The sequence below is a fragment of the Natronolimnohabitans sp. A-GB9 genome (assembly GCF_030848565.1).
Lineage (GTDB): Archaea > Halobacteriota > Halobacteria > Halobacteriales > Natrialbaceae > Natronolimnohabitans.
On sequence record NZ_JAVDDV010000014.1, the window covers coordinates 1 to 16,223 of the forward strand.

Annotated in this window: 15 protein-coding genes; 6 read left to right on the forward strand and 9 right to left on the reverse strand. The window is 63.5% G+C overall.

Features of this window, described 5'->3' with window-relative positions; genetic code table 11:
• Window positions 1–363: 363 nt before the first annotated feature.
• A complete protein-coding gene (locus tag RBH26_RS15470; protein ID WP_306759279.1) occupies window positions 364–1,323 on the forward strand; it encodes a sugar phosphate nucleotidyltransferase in 960 nt (319 codons plus the stop codon).
• Window positions 1,324–1,365: 42 nt separating this feature from the next.
• Here RBH26_RS15470 and RBH26_RS15475 read toward each other — a convergent pair whose 3' ends face one another.
• From RBH26_RS15475 to RBH26_RS15485, 3 genes are all read right to left on the reverse strand, one after another.
• A complete protein-coding gene (locus tag RBH26_RS15475) occupies window positions 1,366–3,510 on the reverse strand; it encodes a glycosyltransferase family 2 protein (protein ID WP_306759280.1) in 2,145 nt (714 codons plus the stop codon).
• A 433-nt stretch (window positions 3,511–3,943) separates the two neighbouring features.
• Complete coding sequence (locus tag RBH26_RS15480) at window positions 3,944–5,629, reverse strand: methylmalonyl-CoA mutase family protein (protein ID WP_306759281.1); 1,686 nt, start codon at window positions 5,627–5,629, stop codon at window positions 3,944–3,946.
• Window positions 5,630–5,711: 82 nt separating this feature from the next.
• A complete protein-coding gene (locus RBH26_RS15485; RefSeq protein WP_306759282.1) occupies window positions 5,712–6,293 on the reverse strand; it encodes a GNAT family N-acetyltransferase in 582 nt (193 codons plus the stop codon).
• A 268-nt stretch (window positions 6,294–6,561) separates the two neighbouring features.
• Between RBH26_RS15485 and RBH26_RS15490 the strand changes: the two genes are divergently transcribed.
• Complete coding sequence (locus RBH26_RS15490) at window positions 6,562–6,738, forward strand: hypothetical protein (RefSeq protein ID WP_306759283.1); 177 nt, start codon at window positions 6,562–6,564, stop codon at window positions 6,736–6,738.
• A 22-nt stretch (window positions 6,739–6,760) separates the two neighbouring features.
• Here RBH26_RS15490 and RBH26_RS15495 read toward each other — a convergent pair whose 3' ends face one another.
• The 3 genes from RBH26_RS15495 to RBH26_RS15505 all read right to left on the reverse strand — a co-directional run bounded on the left by RBH26_RS15495 (window position 6,761) and on the right by RBH26_RS15505 (window position 9,832).
• A complete protein-coding gene (locus RBH26_RS15495) occupies window positions 6,761–7,684 on the reverse strand; it encodes a M48 family metalloprotease (RefSeq protein ID WP_306759284.1) in 924 nt (307 codons plus the stop codon).
• A 174-nt stretch (window positions 7,685–7,858) separates the two neighbouring features.
• Window positions 7,859–8,779, reverse strand: coding sequence for a phosphatase PAP2 family protein (locus tag RBH26_RS15500; RefSeq protein ID WP_306759285.1), 921 nt, complete (start codon window positions 8,777–8,779; stop codon window positions 7,859–7,861).
• A 117-nt stretch (window positions 8,780–8,896) separates the two neighbouring features.
• Window positions 8,897–9,832: a hypothetical protein gene (locus RBH26_RS15505; RefSeq protein WP_306759286.1), complete on the reverse strand. Its 936-nt coding sequence runs from the start codon at window positions 9,830–9,832 to the stop codon at window positions 8,897–8,899.
• A gap of 157 nt (window positions 9,833–9,989) precedes the next feature.
• On the opposite strand from RBH26_RS15505, the gene RBH26_RS15510 reads away from it, so the two are divergent.
• The gene (locus RBH26_RS15510; protein WP_306759287.1) at window positions 9,990–10,295 is read left to right on the forward strand and encodes a hypothetical protein; all 306 of its coding nucleotides are present in this window, start codon (window positions 9,990–9,992) and stop codon (window positions 10,293–10,295) included.
• A 52-nt stretch (window positions 10,296–10,347) separates the two neighbouring features.
• On the opposite strand, the gene RBH26_RS15515 is transcribed toward RBH26_RS15510, so the two are convergent.
• A complete protein-coding gene (locus RBH26_RS15515; RefSeq protein ID WP_306759288.1) occupies window positions 10,348–11,031 on the reverse strand; it encodes an HAD family hydrolase in 684 nt (227 codons plus the stop codon).
• Between the two features lie 120 nt (window positions 11,032–11,151).
• Between RBH26_RS15515 and RBH26_RS15520 the strand changes: the two genes are divergently transcribed.
• The gene (locus RBH26_RS15520; RefSeq protein WP_306759289.1) at window positions 11,152–11,946 is read left to right on the forward strand and encodes a helix-turn-helix domain-containing protein; all 795 of its coding nucleotides are present in this window, start codon (window positions 11,152–11,154) and stop codon (window positions 11,944–11,946) included.
• Between the two features lie 98 nt (window positions 11,947–12,044).
• Window positions 12,045–13,712, forward strand: a complete 1,668-nt coding sequence (locus RBH26_RS15525; protein WP_306759290.1) for an aldehyde ferredoxin oxidoreductase C-terminal domain-containing protein — start codon at window positions 12,045–12,047, stop codon at window positions 13,710–13,712.
• Between the two features lie 227 nt (window positions 13,713–13,939).
• On the opposite strand, the gene RBH26_RS15530 is transcribed toward RBH26_RS15525, so the two are convergent.
• Window positions 13,940–14,257 carry a ubiquitin-like small modifier protein 1 gene (locus tag RBH26_RS15530; RefSeq protein ID WP_306759291.1) on the reverse strand — a complete coding sequence of 106 codons (318 nt, stop codon included), beginning with the start codon at window positions 14,255–14,257 and terminating at the stop codon, window positions 13,940–13,942.
• Window positions 14,258–14,378: 121 nt separating this feature from the next.
• Here RBH26_RS15530 and RBH26_RS15535 point away from each other — a divergent pair, with 121 nt between their 5' ends.
• On the forward strand, window positions 14,379–15,539 hold the full coding sequence (locus RBH26_RS15535) for a poly(R)-hydroxyalkanoic acid synthase (protein WP_306759292.1): 1,161 nt from the start codon (window positions 14,379–14,381) through the stop codon (window positions 15,537–15,539).
• A 255-nt stretch (window positions 15,540–15,794) separates the two neighbouring features.
• On the opposite strand, the gene RBH26_RS15540 is transcribed toward RBH26_RS15535, so the two are convergent.
• A complete protein-coding gene (locus tag RBH26_RS15540) occupies window positions 15,795–16,109 on the reverse strand; it encodes a hypothetical protein (protein ID WP_306759293.1) in 315 nt (104 codons plus the stop codon).
• Between the last annotated feature and the right edge of the window lie 114 nt (window positions 16,110–16,223).

Genomic DNA, 16,223 nt, shown 5'->3' on the forward strand with positions numbered 1-16,223 from the left:
TAGCTACAGTACGGACTCGGCGTGACTGACAGGCGTTCTGACCACTCATCGCGCGAGCGAATCGTTCGAGGATGGCTGGTCGTGACTGTATAGTAACAACTGAAACGATTTACACACCGATTGCAGGGCCCTCGTGCGATCGGGTGTGCAGTGACGTGCAGTGGCTACTATCGTCGAGCAGGTCCCAGGTGGGTCATCATACTCCGACGAAGCGCGGTCGACCACTGTGACTGTTCAAAAGTATCGGTATAGGATTTAAGACAGCAACCCTGGTAGACGGCTGTCCACGACTCCGATCACCGGTATCCGGCGTGGCGCCTCGATCGAGCGACTGTCGGATCACCACCAGCGGCTTCATCGACCATGCACGCAATCGTACTCGCAGGCGGTTATGCAACCCGCATGTGGCCCATCACGAAGGATCGCCCGAAAATGCTCCTCCCGCTCGGCGAGCGAACGGTCATCGGGCAGACGATCTCACAACTCGAGGCCGACGATCGTATCGACGAAATTTATCTCAGCGTCAATCGCCGGTTCGTAAGCGAGTTCGAGCTGTTCATCGCGAACAGTGACTTCTCTCGGCCGCGTGTCAGCGTCGAGGAGAGTACGAGCGAGTTCGAGAAACTCGGCGTCGTCGGCGCACTCGGTCAACTCGTCGAACGCGAAGGAATCGACGACGACGTACTGATTATCGCGGGAGACAACCTCGTGAGTTTCGATATGAGCGACTTCATCGACGCCTTTCGGGAACGGAACACACCGACGATTGCAACCTACGACATCGGCTCGCTCGAGGAGGCAAAGAAGTACGGTCTCGTCCAGGTCGAAAACGACCGCGTGACGAACTTCCAGGAGAAACCCGACGAACCGGAGAGCACGCTCGTCTCGATCGCCTGCTATGCACTCCCCCAAGAGACGCTTGTCTTCGATGAGTACCTCGCAGACGGTAACAATCCCGACGAGATCGGCTGGTTCATTCAGTGGCTCCAGGACAGCCGAGACGTCTACACCTACTCGTTTGACGACGTCTGGTACGACATCGGCTCCGCCGAGAGCTATCTCGACGCCGTCGCCTGGACGCTCGAGGGCGAATCGATCGTCGCCGACGAGGCGACGGTCGAAAACTCGACGCTCGAAGGAAACGTCCACGTCATGTCCGGTGCGTCGATCGAGGATTCGACGCTACGAGATACGGTGGTGTTCCAGGAAGCGACCGTGTCGAACAGCGAGATCGAGCGTTCGATCATCGATCAGTACGCGTCGGTTACCGGGCTCGAACTGAGCGGGACGCTTATCGGTCCGCACTCGAAACTCCGGCGGTGACTGCGGACTATCCGCGCCCGATCACGGAGACCACCGGAGCGGTTACGTCGGTTCGCGCTCTCGCTCGTGGTCGTCGCCGTGGTCCGCATTCGATTCGGACGCCGAATCCGTTTTCGCGACGGCCTTGGTAGTCACGCTCCACACGGCTGGAGCGCCGGCTGCCTGCAGATACAGCGAATGGAGTTGCGCGATCCACCCGAAGAGGATCCACAGGTTTGCGTAGACGACCGCTTCGGCGACGTGGATTGGTGTCGCAGTTCTGGAAACGACCGGATCTTTGAACGCCGCGTACCCGTAGACGATAGATCGTGCCGGCAGCAAGAACAGAGCGAGCGCGATCGCGAGGACCAGCGGTAGTGGAGGTGCGAACCCAACGATCCACAGGAGAAAGAGAATCGGAAAGATCGTGACGAACGGGGAGCTTATTGGAATGAACAACACCCACGCCAGCCCCAGCGTTCGCCGCCAGCCGAGGTCCCGCCAGGAGCGCCAGATAGCAACACCGTGGAGTCGGGTCACTTGTGCCCACCCTCTCGACCACCGAATCCGCTGGCGGACCAGGTCCCAGAGCGTTTCCGGCGTCGACTCCCACACCACCATCTGCGGATCGTACACCACCCCCCAGTCAGTCTGGAGATAGAGACGGATCGTGAGTTCGATGTCTTCTGTGAGAACACCTTCCGTCCAGCCATCGACCGACGGTGGGACCTCGCGACGGAAGATCGCCGCCGACCCGGCGAAGTGTCCCGCGTCGAAGGCATCGTCGACGAACGGGTGATCGATCCACGTGCTGTGCTGGCGCTCGAGGCTAACGAACCGTGACAGGCGGCTCTCGTCCGGGTTTGCCGCTGCTTTTCGCCCTTGAACGACGCCGACGTCGGAGTGTTCACGGAGCCACGCCAGCCCGCGAGCCACGAATTCGGCGTCGACGAACTCGTCGGCATCGAGGATGAGTACGTACGGCGTTTCTACGTGCTCCCAGGCCTGATTCAGGTCGCCCGCTTTCGATCCCGTCGTCCCCTCCACGACACGGACCCGATCGGGATAGTCGGCTTCGAACTGCCGGGCTACGTCGACGGTGTCGTCAGTGGACTTCGTCGCCGGAACGACGACGAACGGCAGGTCGTCGAGCGTCTCGAGGTTGTGTCGCAGTGTCTCAGGGAGCACCGCGCCCTCGAAGGCAGCTGCGACCATCACGGTGACGGATGTGTCGTCGGGCATCGGTGGGGGTGGCTCCTGTTTTCGTCGGTGTGCGTATCCGATCTCGAGATACTCGATGGTGACCCCGACAGAGAGAAGCCCGAGGTACCCACCAAGCACCCACGGAAAGAGCCCCGGTGCGATCAAGAGGACAGCGAGCACGAGCGCGTTCAGCGCGAGGACGATCACGACGGCGTGTTGAACGATAGTTACGGTCGGCGTCGTCAGAGAGTTGACGGCGGCAGGTGGAGGGCCGGGAGCGGCGAGCGTCGCGAGGGCGACCACCGACGAAACGCCGACCACGACTGCCGCCGATCGACCGAGGGTATCGGCTGGAATCAAGAGCCCTTCTCGCGCGGTGAAGCTCCATGCGATAGCGCCGGCGATCGCGACGGTCACAATGGCGAGTAACACTCCCTCCCAGTACCGGGCCTCCGTCCCTGGACGGGGTGGCAACGCGATATCGCCGAGTTGACGCATCCAGAACTCGTGTATCACCAGTATTGAGAAGCCAACGGTGTACACGAGCACCGCCACACCGGGTTCGGTGACAGTCACTTCGAGGACTTGTGCGGTACCTAGAAGGACGAGCGCGTGACCGACAACCACCAGATACCACCGAACGTCGCGGGATGCGCTCACCGGACGGAGTTCGAGAGCGAGGAGGAACAATTGCGCCACGGTCACGTACAGGACCACGCGAACGTCGGTCGGCACACGTGGGGAGAGCGTGGCAGCAGCGGTCACCGACACTGCGAGTACGGTTACCGTGGTGAGCACGACAGCGAGAGCGCTCCCCAGAGAGGATTTCGTGACTGCTCTCGTTCGGCGGACCGCTGCAACGAGCGCGAGGGCCGAAAGAATCCCGCCGCCAGCGAACACGAGCATTCCACCCAGCGGGTCGATATCCAGTCCGAGACCGATCACGCCGACGATCGCCGTAACTGTCGATACGTACCAGACGACACGATAGAGACTGGACGTCACCAGTGCCGTTACACCAAGCACTGAAAAAAGCTCGGGTGCAGACCGGGAACCGGGTCCTCCACAGCGGACGAGCGACGTGGTCACTTCTGGTACTGTCGGACAGCACGGGTCACCGGTCGGTCCCACGACTGCGGCCGTTGCCGACGGTGACGGCCGCGACGTCGCGACCGACGGCTCACTGACTGCCGTCTGACAATATGAGGGCGGGTGTCCCGGGATCTACCGTTCACACGAGTGATACGGCCTACTGTCGTCAATTACGTTGAGCGCCGACCCGTCCTGACGATCGGCGGTACACAGTAACAGCTGTCCGTATGAGGTCACCAATCCAGACCGAACCTCCCTCGAGCGAGAACACCGGGTGGCTGAAGCGTCCGCTACGGTGTACACGTTCGACGTCGGCTACGTCAGCGTGAAACGTGGGTTCGGCCCGTCAGACCGCGCTGCCGGGCTGGAATTCGCCGAACTCGTCGCGCAGGACGTTACAGATCTCCCCGACGGTCGCATAGACTTTCACGGCCTCGATGATGTACGGCATCAGGTTCTCGTCGCCGCGGGCGGCCTCGCGCAGGGCCTCGAGTTTGGCGTCGACGGCCTCGCTGTCGCGGTCGCCACGGACGGACTCGAGGCGGTCGATCTGGCGCTGCTGGTCTTCCTCGGTGACCTCCTCGACGTCCATCTCGGGTTCGCCCTCGTCGATTTCGAACTCGTTGACGCCGACGATGATGCGCTCTTTCTCTTCGATCTCCTTTTGGCGATCGAAGGCAGTGTCCTGGATCTGGCGCTGAACCCACTGCTGTTCGACGGCCTCGAGCATGCCACCACGATCCTCGACTTCGTCTAAGATCTCGTAGGCCTCTTCCTCGACCTCGTCGGTCAGCGACTCGACGTAGTAGCTGCCCGCAAGCGGGTCGATCGTGTCGGCCGCGCCCGACTCGTGGGCGAGGATCTGCTGGGTCCGCAACGCGGTTCGGACGGATTCCTCGGTCGGCAGGGCAAGCGCCTCGTCTTTGCCGTTGGTGTGGAGGCTCTGGGTGCCACCGAGAACGGCCGCGAGTGCCTGGTAGGCGACGCGGACGACGTTGTTCTCGATCTGCTGGGCGGTCAACATCGAGCCCGCGGTCTGGGTGTGGAACTTGAGCTGTTTCGACTTGGGATCGTCCGGGTCGAACCGCTCTTCCATGATGTCGTGCCACATCCGACGGGCGGCGCGGAACTTCGCGACCTCCTCGAAGATGTTGTTGTGACCGTTGAAGAAGAAAGACAGCTGGGGGGCGAAGTCGTCGACGTCGAGACCAGCCTCGATCGCGGCCTCGACGTACTCGATGCCGTTACCCAGTGTAAAGGCGAGTTCCTGTGCAGCTGTTGCACCGGCCTCGCGGATGTGATACCCCGAGATCGAGATCGTGTTGAACTTCGGTGTCTCCTCGCCACAGAACTCGAAGATGTCGGTGATGATCCGCATCGACGGCTCCGGCGGATAGATGTACGTGTTGCGCGCGATGTACTCCTTCAGGAGGTCGTTCTGGATCGTCCCCCGGAGCTGCTCGCGGTCGACACCCTGCTGGTCACCGACCGCGATGTACATTGCCAGCAACACGGAGGCCGGTGCGTTGATCGTCATCGACGTCGAGACCTCGTCTAGGGGAATGCCGTCGAAGACGGTCTCCATGTCCCGCAGCGAGTCGATCGCGACCCCTGCCTTGCCGATCTCGCCGGCGGCCATGCTGTCGTCGGAGTCGTACCCCATCTGGGTCGGCAGGTCGAAGGCCATCGAAAGCCCCGTCTGGCCCTGATCGAGCAGGTAGTGGTAGCGCTCGTTGGTGTCCTCCGGCGTCGAGAACCCGGCGTACTGGCGCATCGTCCACAGCCGGCCGCGATACCCAGTCGAGTACACCCCGCGCGTGTACGGCGGTTCGCCGGGGTTGCCAAGGTCCTCCTGGTAATCGAAGTCCGCGACGTCGTCGGGCGTGTAGAGCCGGTCGACCTCCTGGCCACCCGTATCTGTCGTGAACGTTTCCTTCCGCTCGCCGAATCGCTCGAGGACTGGCTGAACCTCCTCCTCGTGCCACTCTTCTTTGCTGGCACGGATCTCCTCGAGTTCGTCAGGGTCGAACATTATTGTTATGGTGGGTCGGGTGGGGCTTGAAGCTTGATGAACGCGGCCGTAACTGTTCTAACACCTAACAAATCGGGCGAGCCTACCGACCCGTATCGTACTTGTAGGTCGCGGTGTCGGGGTCGATCCCGAAGTCCTCGGCGGACTCGTCGTCGGAGACGTCGTCTCGGCCCTCGGGTGCTCGCTTGAACGCCTCCCGGAGTCGCTCGGGCATGCGGAACCGATCGACGTCGATCGACAGCGGAACCGCGTCCGGATCGACGCCCTCACGTTTGTCCTCGAGACGACTCTGTAACGGCTCCGGCAGTTGTGACTCGTCGATACGACGGAAGCCAAACTGGGCGAGATACGCCCCGTCACCCGTCAACGCGTAGACGGTATCGAATCCCTCGTCGCTGGCGTACTCGACGAGTCGCTCGACGACGTGGGCCCCGACGCCCTGGCCGCGCCAGCCCTCGAGGACGCCGATGCTGGTCAGCTCACAGACGTCGCCGTCGTCGGTCTTGTGGATCCGGATACGTCCGAAGCCGGCCTTCTCGCCCGACTGTTCGTCGACCGCGACGACGTAGTCTCGCGAGCGGAACGCCGTCTCGTCGAGGCCCATCGCCTCGATGTGCTCGAGCAGCCAGACCTCCTCTCTGTTTTTCGCGTCCCGCACGTACATGATTCGACGTAGGGTGCGTGTGGCCAAAAGTATTTGTGGGACCGGCGGGCTCGCGGTCCGACACGGGCCCGCCGAACGAGCGCCGTCGAGACGACGCAGCCGTCCGGTAGCGAGCGAGACGTCAGTGATACTATTCGAAGCGATAGTCGGGATCCGTGTATAGCTGCAACGAAAACGAGACATTCGGAGTACGAATGGGGAATTATTACGGAGTAACACACGTCTTTGGGAAATGCTTATATTTCGGTGTGTTGTGTGTTGTCATACGATGGTAGAATGCGAACGCTGCGGTGACGAGGTCGCGCGACGCTTCGAACACCGAGCCCGAACGGAGACGATGACGTACCGCCGTACCGAACGCGTCTGTGCGAACTGCCATCCAGCCGTTCCGGCCGCCCTCGAGGGCGAGTTCGAACGCGAGCGCCTGGTTACCGACGGCGGGTGAGACACCGACGACGGCGAGAACGTCACGTGCGTCGATTGTGGCTGGATCGGCGTCGATCAGCGTGGGCCCGCTCGACCAGCCGTTCGATGCGGTCGTCCGTCGAGGGGTGGGTCGAGAACAGCCGCGTCCAGTCGTCTTCCTCGGTGTGGACGTACAGGGGTGAGAGCAGCCCGCGGCGCGGATCGGCCACACGCTGGATCTTCCGCAGTGCGCGGGCCAGCGCCAGCGGATTCCCGGTGACGTCGACTGCCCGGTCGTCGGCCGCGTACTCGCGTCGTCGCGAGTGGGCCCTGACCAGCAGCGTGACGAACAGCAGGATCAGTTGGACGCCGCGTTCGATCCATCGCAGGAACCGACCGAATGCCGTCTGCGTCCACGCGCTCGGACGGCCACGGATCCAGGCGACGGACCGTGCGAGCCCGACGATCGCCACCAACAGCGGCGACGCGAGCAGAAAGGCGACGCCGGCGACCGTCCGAAACACGCCGAAGGCGAGTGTCTGGACGAACGCGTCGTATCCCTCGAGGTGGGCGAGTTCGTGTGCGAGCAGCGCCTCGAGTTCGTCGACGCTCAAAACCCGCAGGAGCGATCGGTCGAGGACGATCACGCCGTTTCGAGCGGTGCCGATCGCGAAGGCGTTGGGTGCTGGAAGTCGCGCGACCAGTAGCGTCGGCGTCTCCACGCCCATTCGCGCCTCGAGGCGATCGAGCCGCCGGTAGAGTTCGGGTGCCCGCGATCGCGGGAGTTCGACGGCCTCCAGTCGCGAGAGCAACGTCGTCGTCCCGAACCGGTAGCTCAAGTAGCCAGCGAGCAAGCCGGCGACGACGACGGCCAGAACGGCCGTCCCCGGGTCGAGGGCCGACTGCCAGAGAGCCACGAGTGTCAGATAGCCGACCGCGGCCAGCCCGAGCGACGTCAGGAGCACCAGCACGCCCACGGCGACCATTAGGAAGCGGGGCGTCCTCGAGCGTGAGCGCGAGCGCATGCGTATCCGATACGACGAACGAGGGTCGGAAACGGGTGTCGGCTCGGGACACGCAGTCGAGCGTGGCGGACGACGATGGAGTCGGTTCATACTGCCGGACGAGCGGCGAAGCTGACAATAGTCTGTCCGGCAGTATCAGCCGGCGAGACGTCGACTTCGTCGCTTCGCGGACGTCCAGAGTTCCCGCGTCGGCGCGATCCACGGGACGAGGACGACGGCCGCGAGAAACAGCGCAGCGAGGGGCGCCATGACCGCGTAGGTGCCCAGTTCCAGCTCGGCGACGAACCAGGTGAGGCCGACGATGGCGAGACCGAACACCGGCGCGAGCGTCTCCCAGACGGTGTTTCGGGTGTGACGCGCGATCGTCGGTGCACAGTACCAGGCGAGGAGACCGCCGACGGCGCCACCGAAGACGATGTAGGAGTTGCGACTGCCGACGTAGACCGCCGCGATCAGGCCGACAACGAGGCCGACCGCGAACGCGACCGACGTCGTATCGAGCGACGTCCGGCCCACCACGGTGTATCTCGCCAGGTAGTAGACGGCGAGAAAGCCGAGTCCGTAGGCGATACCGCCGACGACGTCGCCATGATAGTGAACACCGAGGCCGACGCGGGTGAAGCCGACCCAGCCGACGGCGGCGATGCCGGCGACGAGACGCCGCCGGAACGTGCTCACGGGGAGATCGACGACCAACATGCCGACGATGATCGTCGCCGCCATCGCGTGGCCACTCGGGAAACTCGTCGTGGAGATGTGTGCGGCGTGTTCGTACGCCGGAACGAACCATGAGGGAAAATCCGCGCTGCTTACCGGCGGCTCGACGGTCGGTCGACTCGCGGAGTGGTAGGATTTGGTGATCGACATCAGCCCGTAACAGCCGATGACGCCGCCGATCCAGGGGGCAGCGAGATCCCGGTTCGCCCAGTAGGCGGCGATCATCCCGGGAGCGATCAGGTAGACGCTGCCGAAATAGGAGAGCACGACCATGACGATACCGAGCCAGGTCGGGACGAGATCACGGACGGCCTCGACGATAGCGGGGTCGAACCACATCGGCACATAGTTCAGATCTCCAACTGGTAGTTCTTTCGGTCGAACGAACACGTCCGCATAGCAACAGTATTCCTCGAGAGCACTGCGGCCGTTCAGCCAAGTGGGATCGAACGGGGACTATCCCGCCGTCAGCGCTTCCTCGAGTCGATCCTCGATCTCTTCGAGGTCCTCGCGGAGGGGGTCGCCCGCGGCGTCCTCGAGGTCGTCGATGCGATCGGCGAGTCCCTGAAGTCGGTCGAACTTCTCGTCTTCGTCGACGCCGGTCTTTTGGACGTAGACGGACTCGGTAGTGTCGTAGACGTCCGCTTTCTCGAGGTCGGTCACCGAGAGGACGACGTCGAGTTTGTCAGGGTCGACACCGAGAACCCACTCGCGGGGGATACCACGCTCGTCGAGGGCCGCGAGGATCGTCTCGTCGTCTTTCGGCCGCCGACGCTGGCGGGCTGTCCGTCGAACCGTCCCGAACCGACCGTGGAGTTGCTGGTCGGGGCCGAGTCGTTCGAGCAGTTCGTCACGAGCCACAGACCGGAGCCCGTCGGCACCGCGCTGGACGTCGGACGCGAGGACGTAGTAGTCGGTCAGCGAGTCGGTATCGAGTGACTCGAGGTCGTCGTTGTCGTCGATCCCGAGGTGTTCGACGAGGTGGGCCAGCAACAACGCATCGTCGTGGACGCGCTCGGGCGGCGTCCGGGCGTCGGCCGCCGAGACGAGAAACGGACTCTCGCCGCCGACCGCGTCGTCGGGCGCCTCGACGATCGCATCGTCCGTGACGGTGTACGACGCCGAGAGCGTCAGCACTGTCGCGTACGGCTCGACGCCCGGCTGGAGGTCGTCGATCGCCATCGCCTGGCCCTCGAGTTGCTCGTCGAAGACGCCGAACTGTTCGCGCCAGAGCGGTCGGTCCTCGGTGCTGTCAGTAAAGCGGACGACGATCCGATCGTCCGTGGTCGAATCGATCCGGAACGGCCGCTCCGAAAGCGGTGTCAGGAGCTGGGCGCCGGGCTCGAGGTTCTCACAGCGGGTTCGAAGGTCGGACCACGCGTCGTCGTTCATGGAGAGAGCTCCGGCTCCCGTACGCAAAAATCCGCGGGGGAAATCCCGACGGCGGCGCAGACGCCGATGGCGAAATCGTCGCAGCTGAGCTAACTCGAGTCGGACCCATGCGAATACGTGGCGAACCGTTACGGCGCTGTCCGGAACAGTGGTTAGTATGGACTGTCTCTTCTGTGACGAGGCGGTGCCGTTTACTCAACACGAGATGGCGTATCACGTCTTCGAGCTCACCGACGTCGAGAACAGGTGGCGGCTCTGTCGTGACTGTGCCGAGATCCGAACCGACGGCGAACAGTTCAGCGGCTACGGTCACCAGGGTGCCAGCGGGACGTGTATCGACTGCGACGAACCGGCCACGTACGCGATCACCCTGCTGAAGGAGACGCCGACCGGGGATATCGTCCCCGACGACGACGTCTACCACGTGCTCTGTGCGGACCACCTCGAGCAACGGCGAGCTTGAACGCCCGCGATCCATGTGGGAATGCAACGGAACCGATGGGCGGCGGTCCGTCTCACTCGAGGACCGTCGGTAGCTGCGTAAGCGACGAGAGGCGGTGGGTCGGCGACGTCTCGAGTTCGGATCGGTCTTCGCTTTCGTCTTCGTCGTCAGTCCCATCCTCACTCGAGCGCGACAACAGGGCCGAATCGATTCCCGCGTTGTCGGCGGCTCGAACGTCGACCGGCCGGTCGCCGACGTACAGCGCCGAGTCGGCCTCGAGGGCGTCCATCGCGCGCTCGATGTTCGTCGGGTCGGGTTTCCGGCGGGAGAACCCCTCCGGCGTCAGAGGACAGCCGTAGACGGTCTCGAACAGCGACCGCAGGCCGAAGCGATCGAGCAGTCGCGAGACGACGGTCGGATGGTTGTCGCTGACGATCCCGAGCGGAAGGGAAAGCGAGCGGACGGTATCGACGTCGTCGTACATCGACCGCAGCCCGCGTTCGACCTCCGAGAGCTGGGCTCGAACCATCTCGCGGGCCGCCTGTGTACAGAACGCGTCGGTATCGATCTCGAGGCGCCGACAGCGGTCGGCGATCGATTCGAAGTCGCCGTGCATGAACTCCTGGAGGGTCTCCGGCGACGGGCTGGATCGACCGAGCTTCTCGTAGGTCCGGCCGAGCGCGTCGTACATCCGCCGTGACGAGGGGGTCTCGACCACGACCCCATCGAAGTCGAACAGGACCGCGTCGTACTGCATTACTACGACGGACTACTTCCCCAACAGTAAAAAGACTCCTGCGTGGGAGTGTCCCACGCCGTGAAACGATCCAGCGGGCCGAACCGGAACCACAAAGTTCAGCTAGCTGTCAGCAGTCGTATGAACGACTCGACGCGGGACGCACTCGAGAGCCTCGAGTTTCTCGTTTCGTCGCCGGTTCGTCCGCGGATCGTGGCGGCGTTAGCCGACGGTCCGATGGCGGGTCGACGGCTCCAGGAACACCTCGAGGTGCCTCGGTCGACGCTCCACCGGAATCTCTCGGCGCTCGTCGATCGTGGGTTCGTTTCCCGGTCGGCGTCGGCGGCGGAGTACGAGTTGACGCCGACGGGAGAGATCGTCAACGAGGCGGTGTCCGATGCGCTTACCGCCGTCGAGCGGGCACAGTCGATACGGCCGTTTCTCGAGTACTTTCCCGCCGAACTACCGACCACGTCCGAATCGGTGGCCGCGGCTGAGGTCGTCGTCTCGGACGTCGAGGCACCGTTCGATCCGATCGCGACCGTCGAGTCTCAAATCGTCGACGGCGAGACCGTTCGTGGGTTCCTCCCCGTGATCAACCCCCTGTACGTCGACGCACTCCGCCGGAGCACCGAAACCGACGTCAGCGTCGACGTGATCGCGCCGCCGTCGTCCTACGAACGGGTGGAACGCAACCACCCCGATGCGTTCGAAGCGATCGTCGAACAGCCGTCGATCCGACTGTACGAGTCAGATTCGGTCCCGCAGTACGCGATCGGCTTCGTCGACGATACGGTGTTGCTCGGTGCCTTCGACGAACACATGCGGACGCAGTCGGTCCTGCGGGCCGACTCGGGGACGCCGATCTGGGACTGGGCAACCAAACAGTACGCGGAGCTAGAGCCCACGGCAGACCGATTCGATACCGACCGGTAGCCGGCGACTCGAGACGCTCTTTCGAGGTGTTTCGACGCGTTCGCAACGGCCGACGAATCGGGAGACGAGTTAAGGGATCGTTCCTGGTATCTGGTGCCATGCTTCACGCCACGGGACCGATGCTCACCATCGACGTCGACGAGCGGACGATCATCGAGACGGAGATCGACGACCTACTCGAGGTCACCGTCGGCGGTCGCGCGACGGCGACGGCGCTGGCCCACGATCGAATTCCGTTCGACGCGGATCCGTTCGGCCCGGAAAACCGCGCGTATCTCTCGACGGGACCGCTCCAGCAATCGCGGATGTCCTTTACCGGTCGGTTGAACATGACCGGTCTCTCGCCGCTGACCGACGGGCTGGTCTCGAGCAACGCCGGTGGCTATCTCTCGCGAAACGTCGTCGCAACCGGCTACAGCGTCCTCGAACTGACCGGCGCGAGCGACGAACTTCTGGCCATCCACGTCACGGATTCGGGCGTCGAGTTCGAGCCAGTACCCGACCTCGAGGGGGCGACGGTACCCGAAACGTCCGACTACATCGCCGACGAACACGATCTCGGTCCCGAACACTGCATCGCGATCGGTCCCGCCGGGGAGAACTTGGTTCGGTTCGCGTCGGTGATGACCTTCGACTCTCGCGCGTTCGGCCGGGGCGGGCTCGGCGCCGTCTTGGGGTCGAAAAACGTCAAATGCGTCACCTTCGACGGCGAGGTCGATCCGCCCCTCGAGATCCCGGACCCACCCGAGATGGACGTCCACCGCGAGGCCGCCACCGCCGACGATCGGATGCGAACGCAGGGAACGACCGGCAACACGGAGTTCATCAACGACAACTTCTCGCTGCCGACGCGGTACTTCCGCGAGTACGAGTTCGAGGGCGCCGCCGACATCGGCGGCAACGCAGTCGAGGAGAAGAAATACGAGACCGGTGCCTGCTCGGCGTGTGCCTACGCCTGCAAGCTCCCGACACGGGACGCAGAGACCGGCGTCGAAACGGAGGGGCCGGAGTTCGAGACCGTCTACGCCTTCGGCGCGATGCAAGGCGTCGACGACATCGTCGACGTCATGCGTGCGAACGAACTGTGTGACATCCTCGGGATGGATACGATCTCGGCGGGCGTCACCGTCGCGGCCTACCTCGCAAGCGAGGACGCGTTCGGGGATGCGAAACTCGCACAGGAAATCACCGAACGAATCGCCTACCGCGAGGGGATCGGCGACACGCTCGCGGAAGGTGTCGCCCGCTGTCACGACGAGCTGGGGGTCGACGACTACACGGTCAAGGGACTGGAGTTTGCCGCCCACGACGGCCGTACGCTCCACGGACAGGGACTGTCCTACGCCGTCGCCAACCGCGGCGCAGACCACCTGTACGCGAGCATGCTCCGCCTCGAGTACGCCGGCCAACTCGATCCACAGGGTACGCTCGGCAAGGCCGAGACGCTCGTCGCCTGCGAGAACGACTCGGCGTTTCACGACTCCGGAATCGTCTGTGTCTTTGGCAGCGAGTACGTCACCGAAGACCGCCTCGAGACGCTGTTCGACGCCGACTACGAGGAGTTGCTCGCCGTCGGCGCACGGACCGTCGAGCGCGAGCGCCACTTCAACAACCAACGCGGCTTCGATCGAGGCGACGACGTCTTACCGTACGAGTTGCCAGACCTCGAGGCCGCAATCGAGGAGTACTACGCGGCCCGCGGCTGGTCGAACGATGGCGTCGTTGCGGACTCGAGTCTCGAGTCCCTGCCATTACCGACCGAATGAACGACGGGAACCGTGGCTATGGGCCGTCGTTCGAAGGGATCGGGAGAAGTGGGTCACGCGATGACGGGTCCGGATCGACGGTGGACGCCCGTTGTAACACGGCACGAAGGTGCGTGACCCACTGGCGCGTTCGCACACGGTGCCTTCGGCCGACCGTCGGACTTGCTATCGTCCGACTGTATTCGTCGGTTGGACGGCCACCCACATAAGCAGCATGGGTGTCATACTCATGCATGAACACGCGTTCCGATCACGTCACAGCCACCGTACACCGACGGCACCAGGCGGATCACGTCGCCGTCCTCGAGTCCCGTCTCGAGGCCGTCGAGGTGGGCGACGTTGCGCGTGTTCTTCGTCACGACGGTGTCGCCCGCGAGGGCGGTCGGCTCCTCGGGGTCGACCACGAGCTGTCCTTCGAGGTCCGGATAGCTCGCCTCGAGGTCGGCGAGCAGTTCGCCGACGGTGGCAGCGTCGGTCTCGTAGCGGACGGTCTTCTGACCGACGGCGTCCCGGAACGGGCCAAAGAAGACACACTCGAGTTCCATGCCGCGGTTTTCGAGGGTCTGTCTCTTGTATCCGAGGGTCGTTTGGGACGAGGGGCAGACTGGTGTAATGCAGGGCTATCCCTGATGTCCGGCCGACCCATACCCTCGAGTACGTCAGGAGATGGACCTATGGGACTGCTACTGGCAGGTCGTTGACCGGGCCGTGAGAACACCGACGAGACTCGGCCAGACACCGCTGCGGGCACTCCAGCTCGCGACCGCCGAACCCGGCGTGACGCCGTATGAGGTCGTCTTCGAGGAAGGGCCGATATCGATGCGGCGGTACGAGCCCCGTGTCTCCGCCGGCGAGCGTCGGGACGTCCCGGTGGTGATCGCCTATCCGTTCATCAACGATCCGTCGATCCTCGACTTCGCCGCGGACCGGAGCGTCGTCCGCGCGTTCGCAGACGCCGGGTTTCCCGTCTACGTCGTCGAGTGGGGCGATCCGCTGCCACTGGATCGGTCGCTCGGACTCGGCGACTACGTCTGCCGATTTCTCGACAACTGTCTCGCCCACGCTCGAGCGGAGACGGGTGCGGACACCGTTCACCTGCAGGGCTACTCGACGAGTGCGCCGCTGGTCGCCGGCTACGCCGGCTGCTTTCCCGACGACATCCGGACGCTGATGCTTCAGGGGCCGCCGCTCGCGTTCGACGGCGTGTCGGAGCCACAGGCCGTCGACGGCTCCGGGGCGCGTGATTCGACGCTCGAGTCGGTCGACGGCGCCGACGGAATCGATCTCTTCCGAAAACTGGCAGCCGCCCACGATCCCGAACAGGTCGCCGACGCCTTCGGTGCCGTGCCGACGCCGCTGCTCGAGGTCGGACTGGCACTTCGCAAACCCGTCGAGTACACCGTGATGAACCCGTTGCGGCTCTGGGACCGGTTCGACGACGATGCGTTCGTCGAGGAGTACGGCCGGAAACTCGCGTGGGCGAGAAGCGGACCGAGCCTGCCTGGCAGGGCCTACCGCGAGTTCGTCGAGGAGTTGGTACTTCAGAACCGGCTGCTCGAGGGGACCTGGGAACTCCTCGGTCGGGACGTCGACCTCGAACGAATCGAAATGCCTGTCCTGTTGATCCTCGGCGCGGAGGACAAGTTCATCCCGCGGCGGGCTGCCGTCCCCTTCCTCGAGGCGATCGCCAGCGAGGAGACGGCCGTCCTCGAGTTCCCGACCAACCACGTCGGGACGTCGGTTGCTGGCGAGGCCCACGAATCGGGATGGCCACAGGTCCTCGAGTGGGTCGCGGATCGGAGTGGGACCTCGGGTGGCTGTGAGTAGCCGTCGACGACTACACTCGGGCGCGCAGGCCGAAAATATCCGTCTTTCGCCGTGGCAACCACCGAGCCGGCTGCTATAGTAGCTACTGGGCCGATTTCGATCGCAACTCTCTCCGGCGATCGGATGTGCAGTGACGTTCAGTAGCTATCGTTTTTAGCATGGCTGTTGGGTGCTAATGGTCGGTTAAGATTACGAGGCGTATCCACGGCCTTTGGCCGTGGTATTGCACCTGTTCCGTGTATAACGGATCACTCGCTACTCGTCTTCTTCGTCGTCCTCTTCGTCATCCATTTCGTCGTCATCCATTTCATCGTCCTCTTCGTCGTCATCCATTTCGTCGTCATCCATTTCATCGTCCTCTTCGTCGTCCACTTCTTCGTCGTCATCCATTTCATCGTCCACCTCTTCGTCATCCACTTCTTCGTCGTCCACTTCTTCGTCGTCCACTTCTTCGTCATCCACTTCGTCGTCGTCTTCTTCGTCGGGACAGCCAGCGAGCAGTGCCGTGATCCCTGCAATACCTGTTGCCTTGAGGAGACGCCGCCGGGTGTGGTTGGTATTTCCACTCACATGAATCGGTTGGATATAGCGATAAAAAATGCGTACACCTGCAACTGATGGGGGGTAGTACTTCGAGTCGGTCTACGAAGAGGAACTTCCGGACCGTCGAATCGAACGTAAGTT

Bases quoted from the DNA above. Each gene is read 5' to 3' on its own strand.
- RBH26_RS15470 (WP_306759279.1), top strand. From the start codon at position 364: ATGCACGCAATCGTACTCGCAGGCGGTTATGCAACCCGCATGTGGCCC.
- RBH26_RS15480 (WP_306759281.1), bottom strand. From the start codon at position 5,629: ATGTTCGACCCTGACGAACTCGAGGAGATCCGTGCCAGCAAAGAAGAG.
- RBH26_RS15485 (WP_306759282.1), bottom strand. From the start codon at position 6,293: ATGTACGTGCGGGACGCGAAAAACAGAGAGGAGGTCTGGCTGCTCGAG.
- RBH26_RS15490 (WP_306759283.1), top strand. From the start codon at position 6,562: ATGGTAGAATGCGAACGCTGCGGTGACGAGGTCGCGCGACGCTTCGAA.
- RBH26_RS15495 (WP_306759284.1), bottom strand. From the start codon at position 7,684: ATGGTCGCCGTGGGCGTGCTGGTGCTCCTGACGTCGCTCGGGCTGGCC.
- RBH26_RS15500 (WP_306759285.1), bottom strand. From the start codon at position 8,779: ATGTGGTTCGACCCCGCTATCGTCGAGGCCGTCCGTGATCTCGTCCCG.
- RBH26_RS15505 (WP_306759286.1), bottom strand. From the start codon at position 9,832: ATGAACGACGACGCGTGGTCCGACCTTCGAACCCGCTGTGAGAACCTC.
- RBH26_RS15510 (WP_306759287.1), top strand. From the start codon at position 9,990: ATGGACTGTCTCTTCTGTGACGAGGCGGTGCCGTTTACTCAACACGAG.
- RBH26_RS15515 (WP_306759288.1), bottom strand. From the start codon at position 11,031: ATGCAGTACGACGCGGTCCTGTTCGACTTCGATGGGGTCGTGGTCGAG.
- RBH26_RS15520 (WP_306759289.1), top strand. From the start codon at position 11,152: ATGAACGACTCGACGCGGGACGCACTCGAGAGCCTCGAGTTTCTCGTT.
- RBH26_RS15525 (WP_306759290.1), top strand. From the start codon at position 12,045: ATGCTTCACGCCACGGGACCGATGCTCACCATCGACGTCGACGAGCGG.
- RBH26_RS15530 (WP_306759291.1), bottom strand. From the start codon at position 14,257: ATGGAACTCGAGTGTGTCTTCTTTGGCCCGTTCCGGGACGCCGTCGGT.
- RBH26_RS15535 (WP_306759292.1), top strand. From the start codon at position 14,379: ATGGACCTATGGGACTGCTACTGGCAGGTCGTTGACCGGGCCGTGAGA.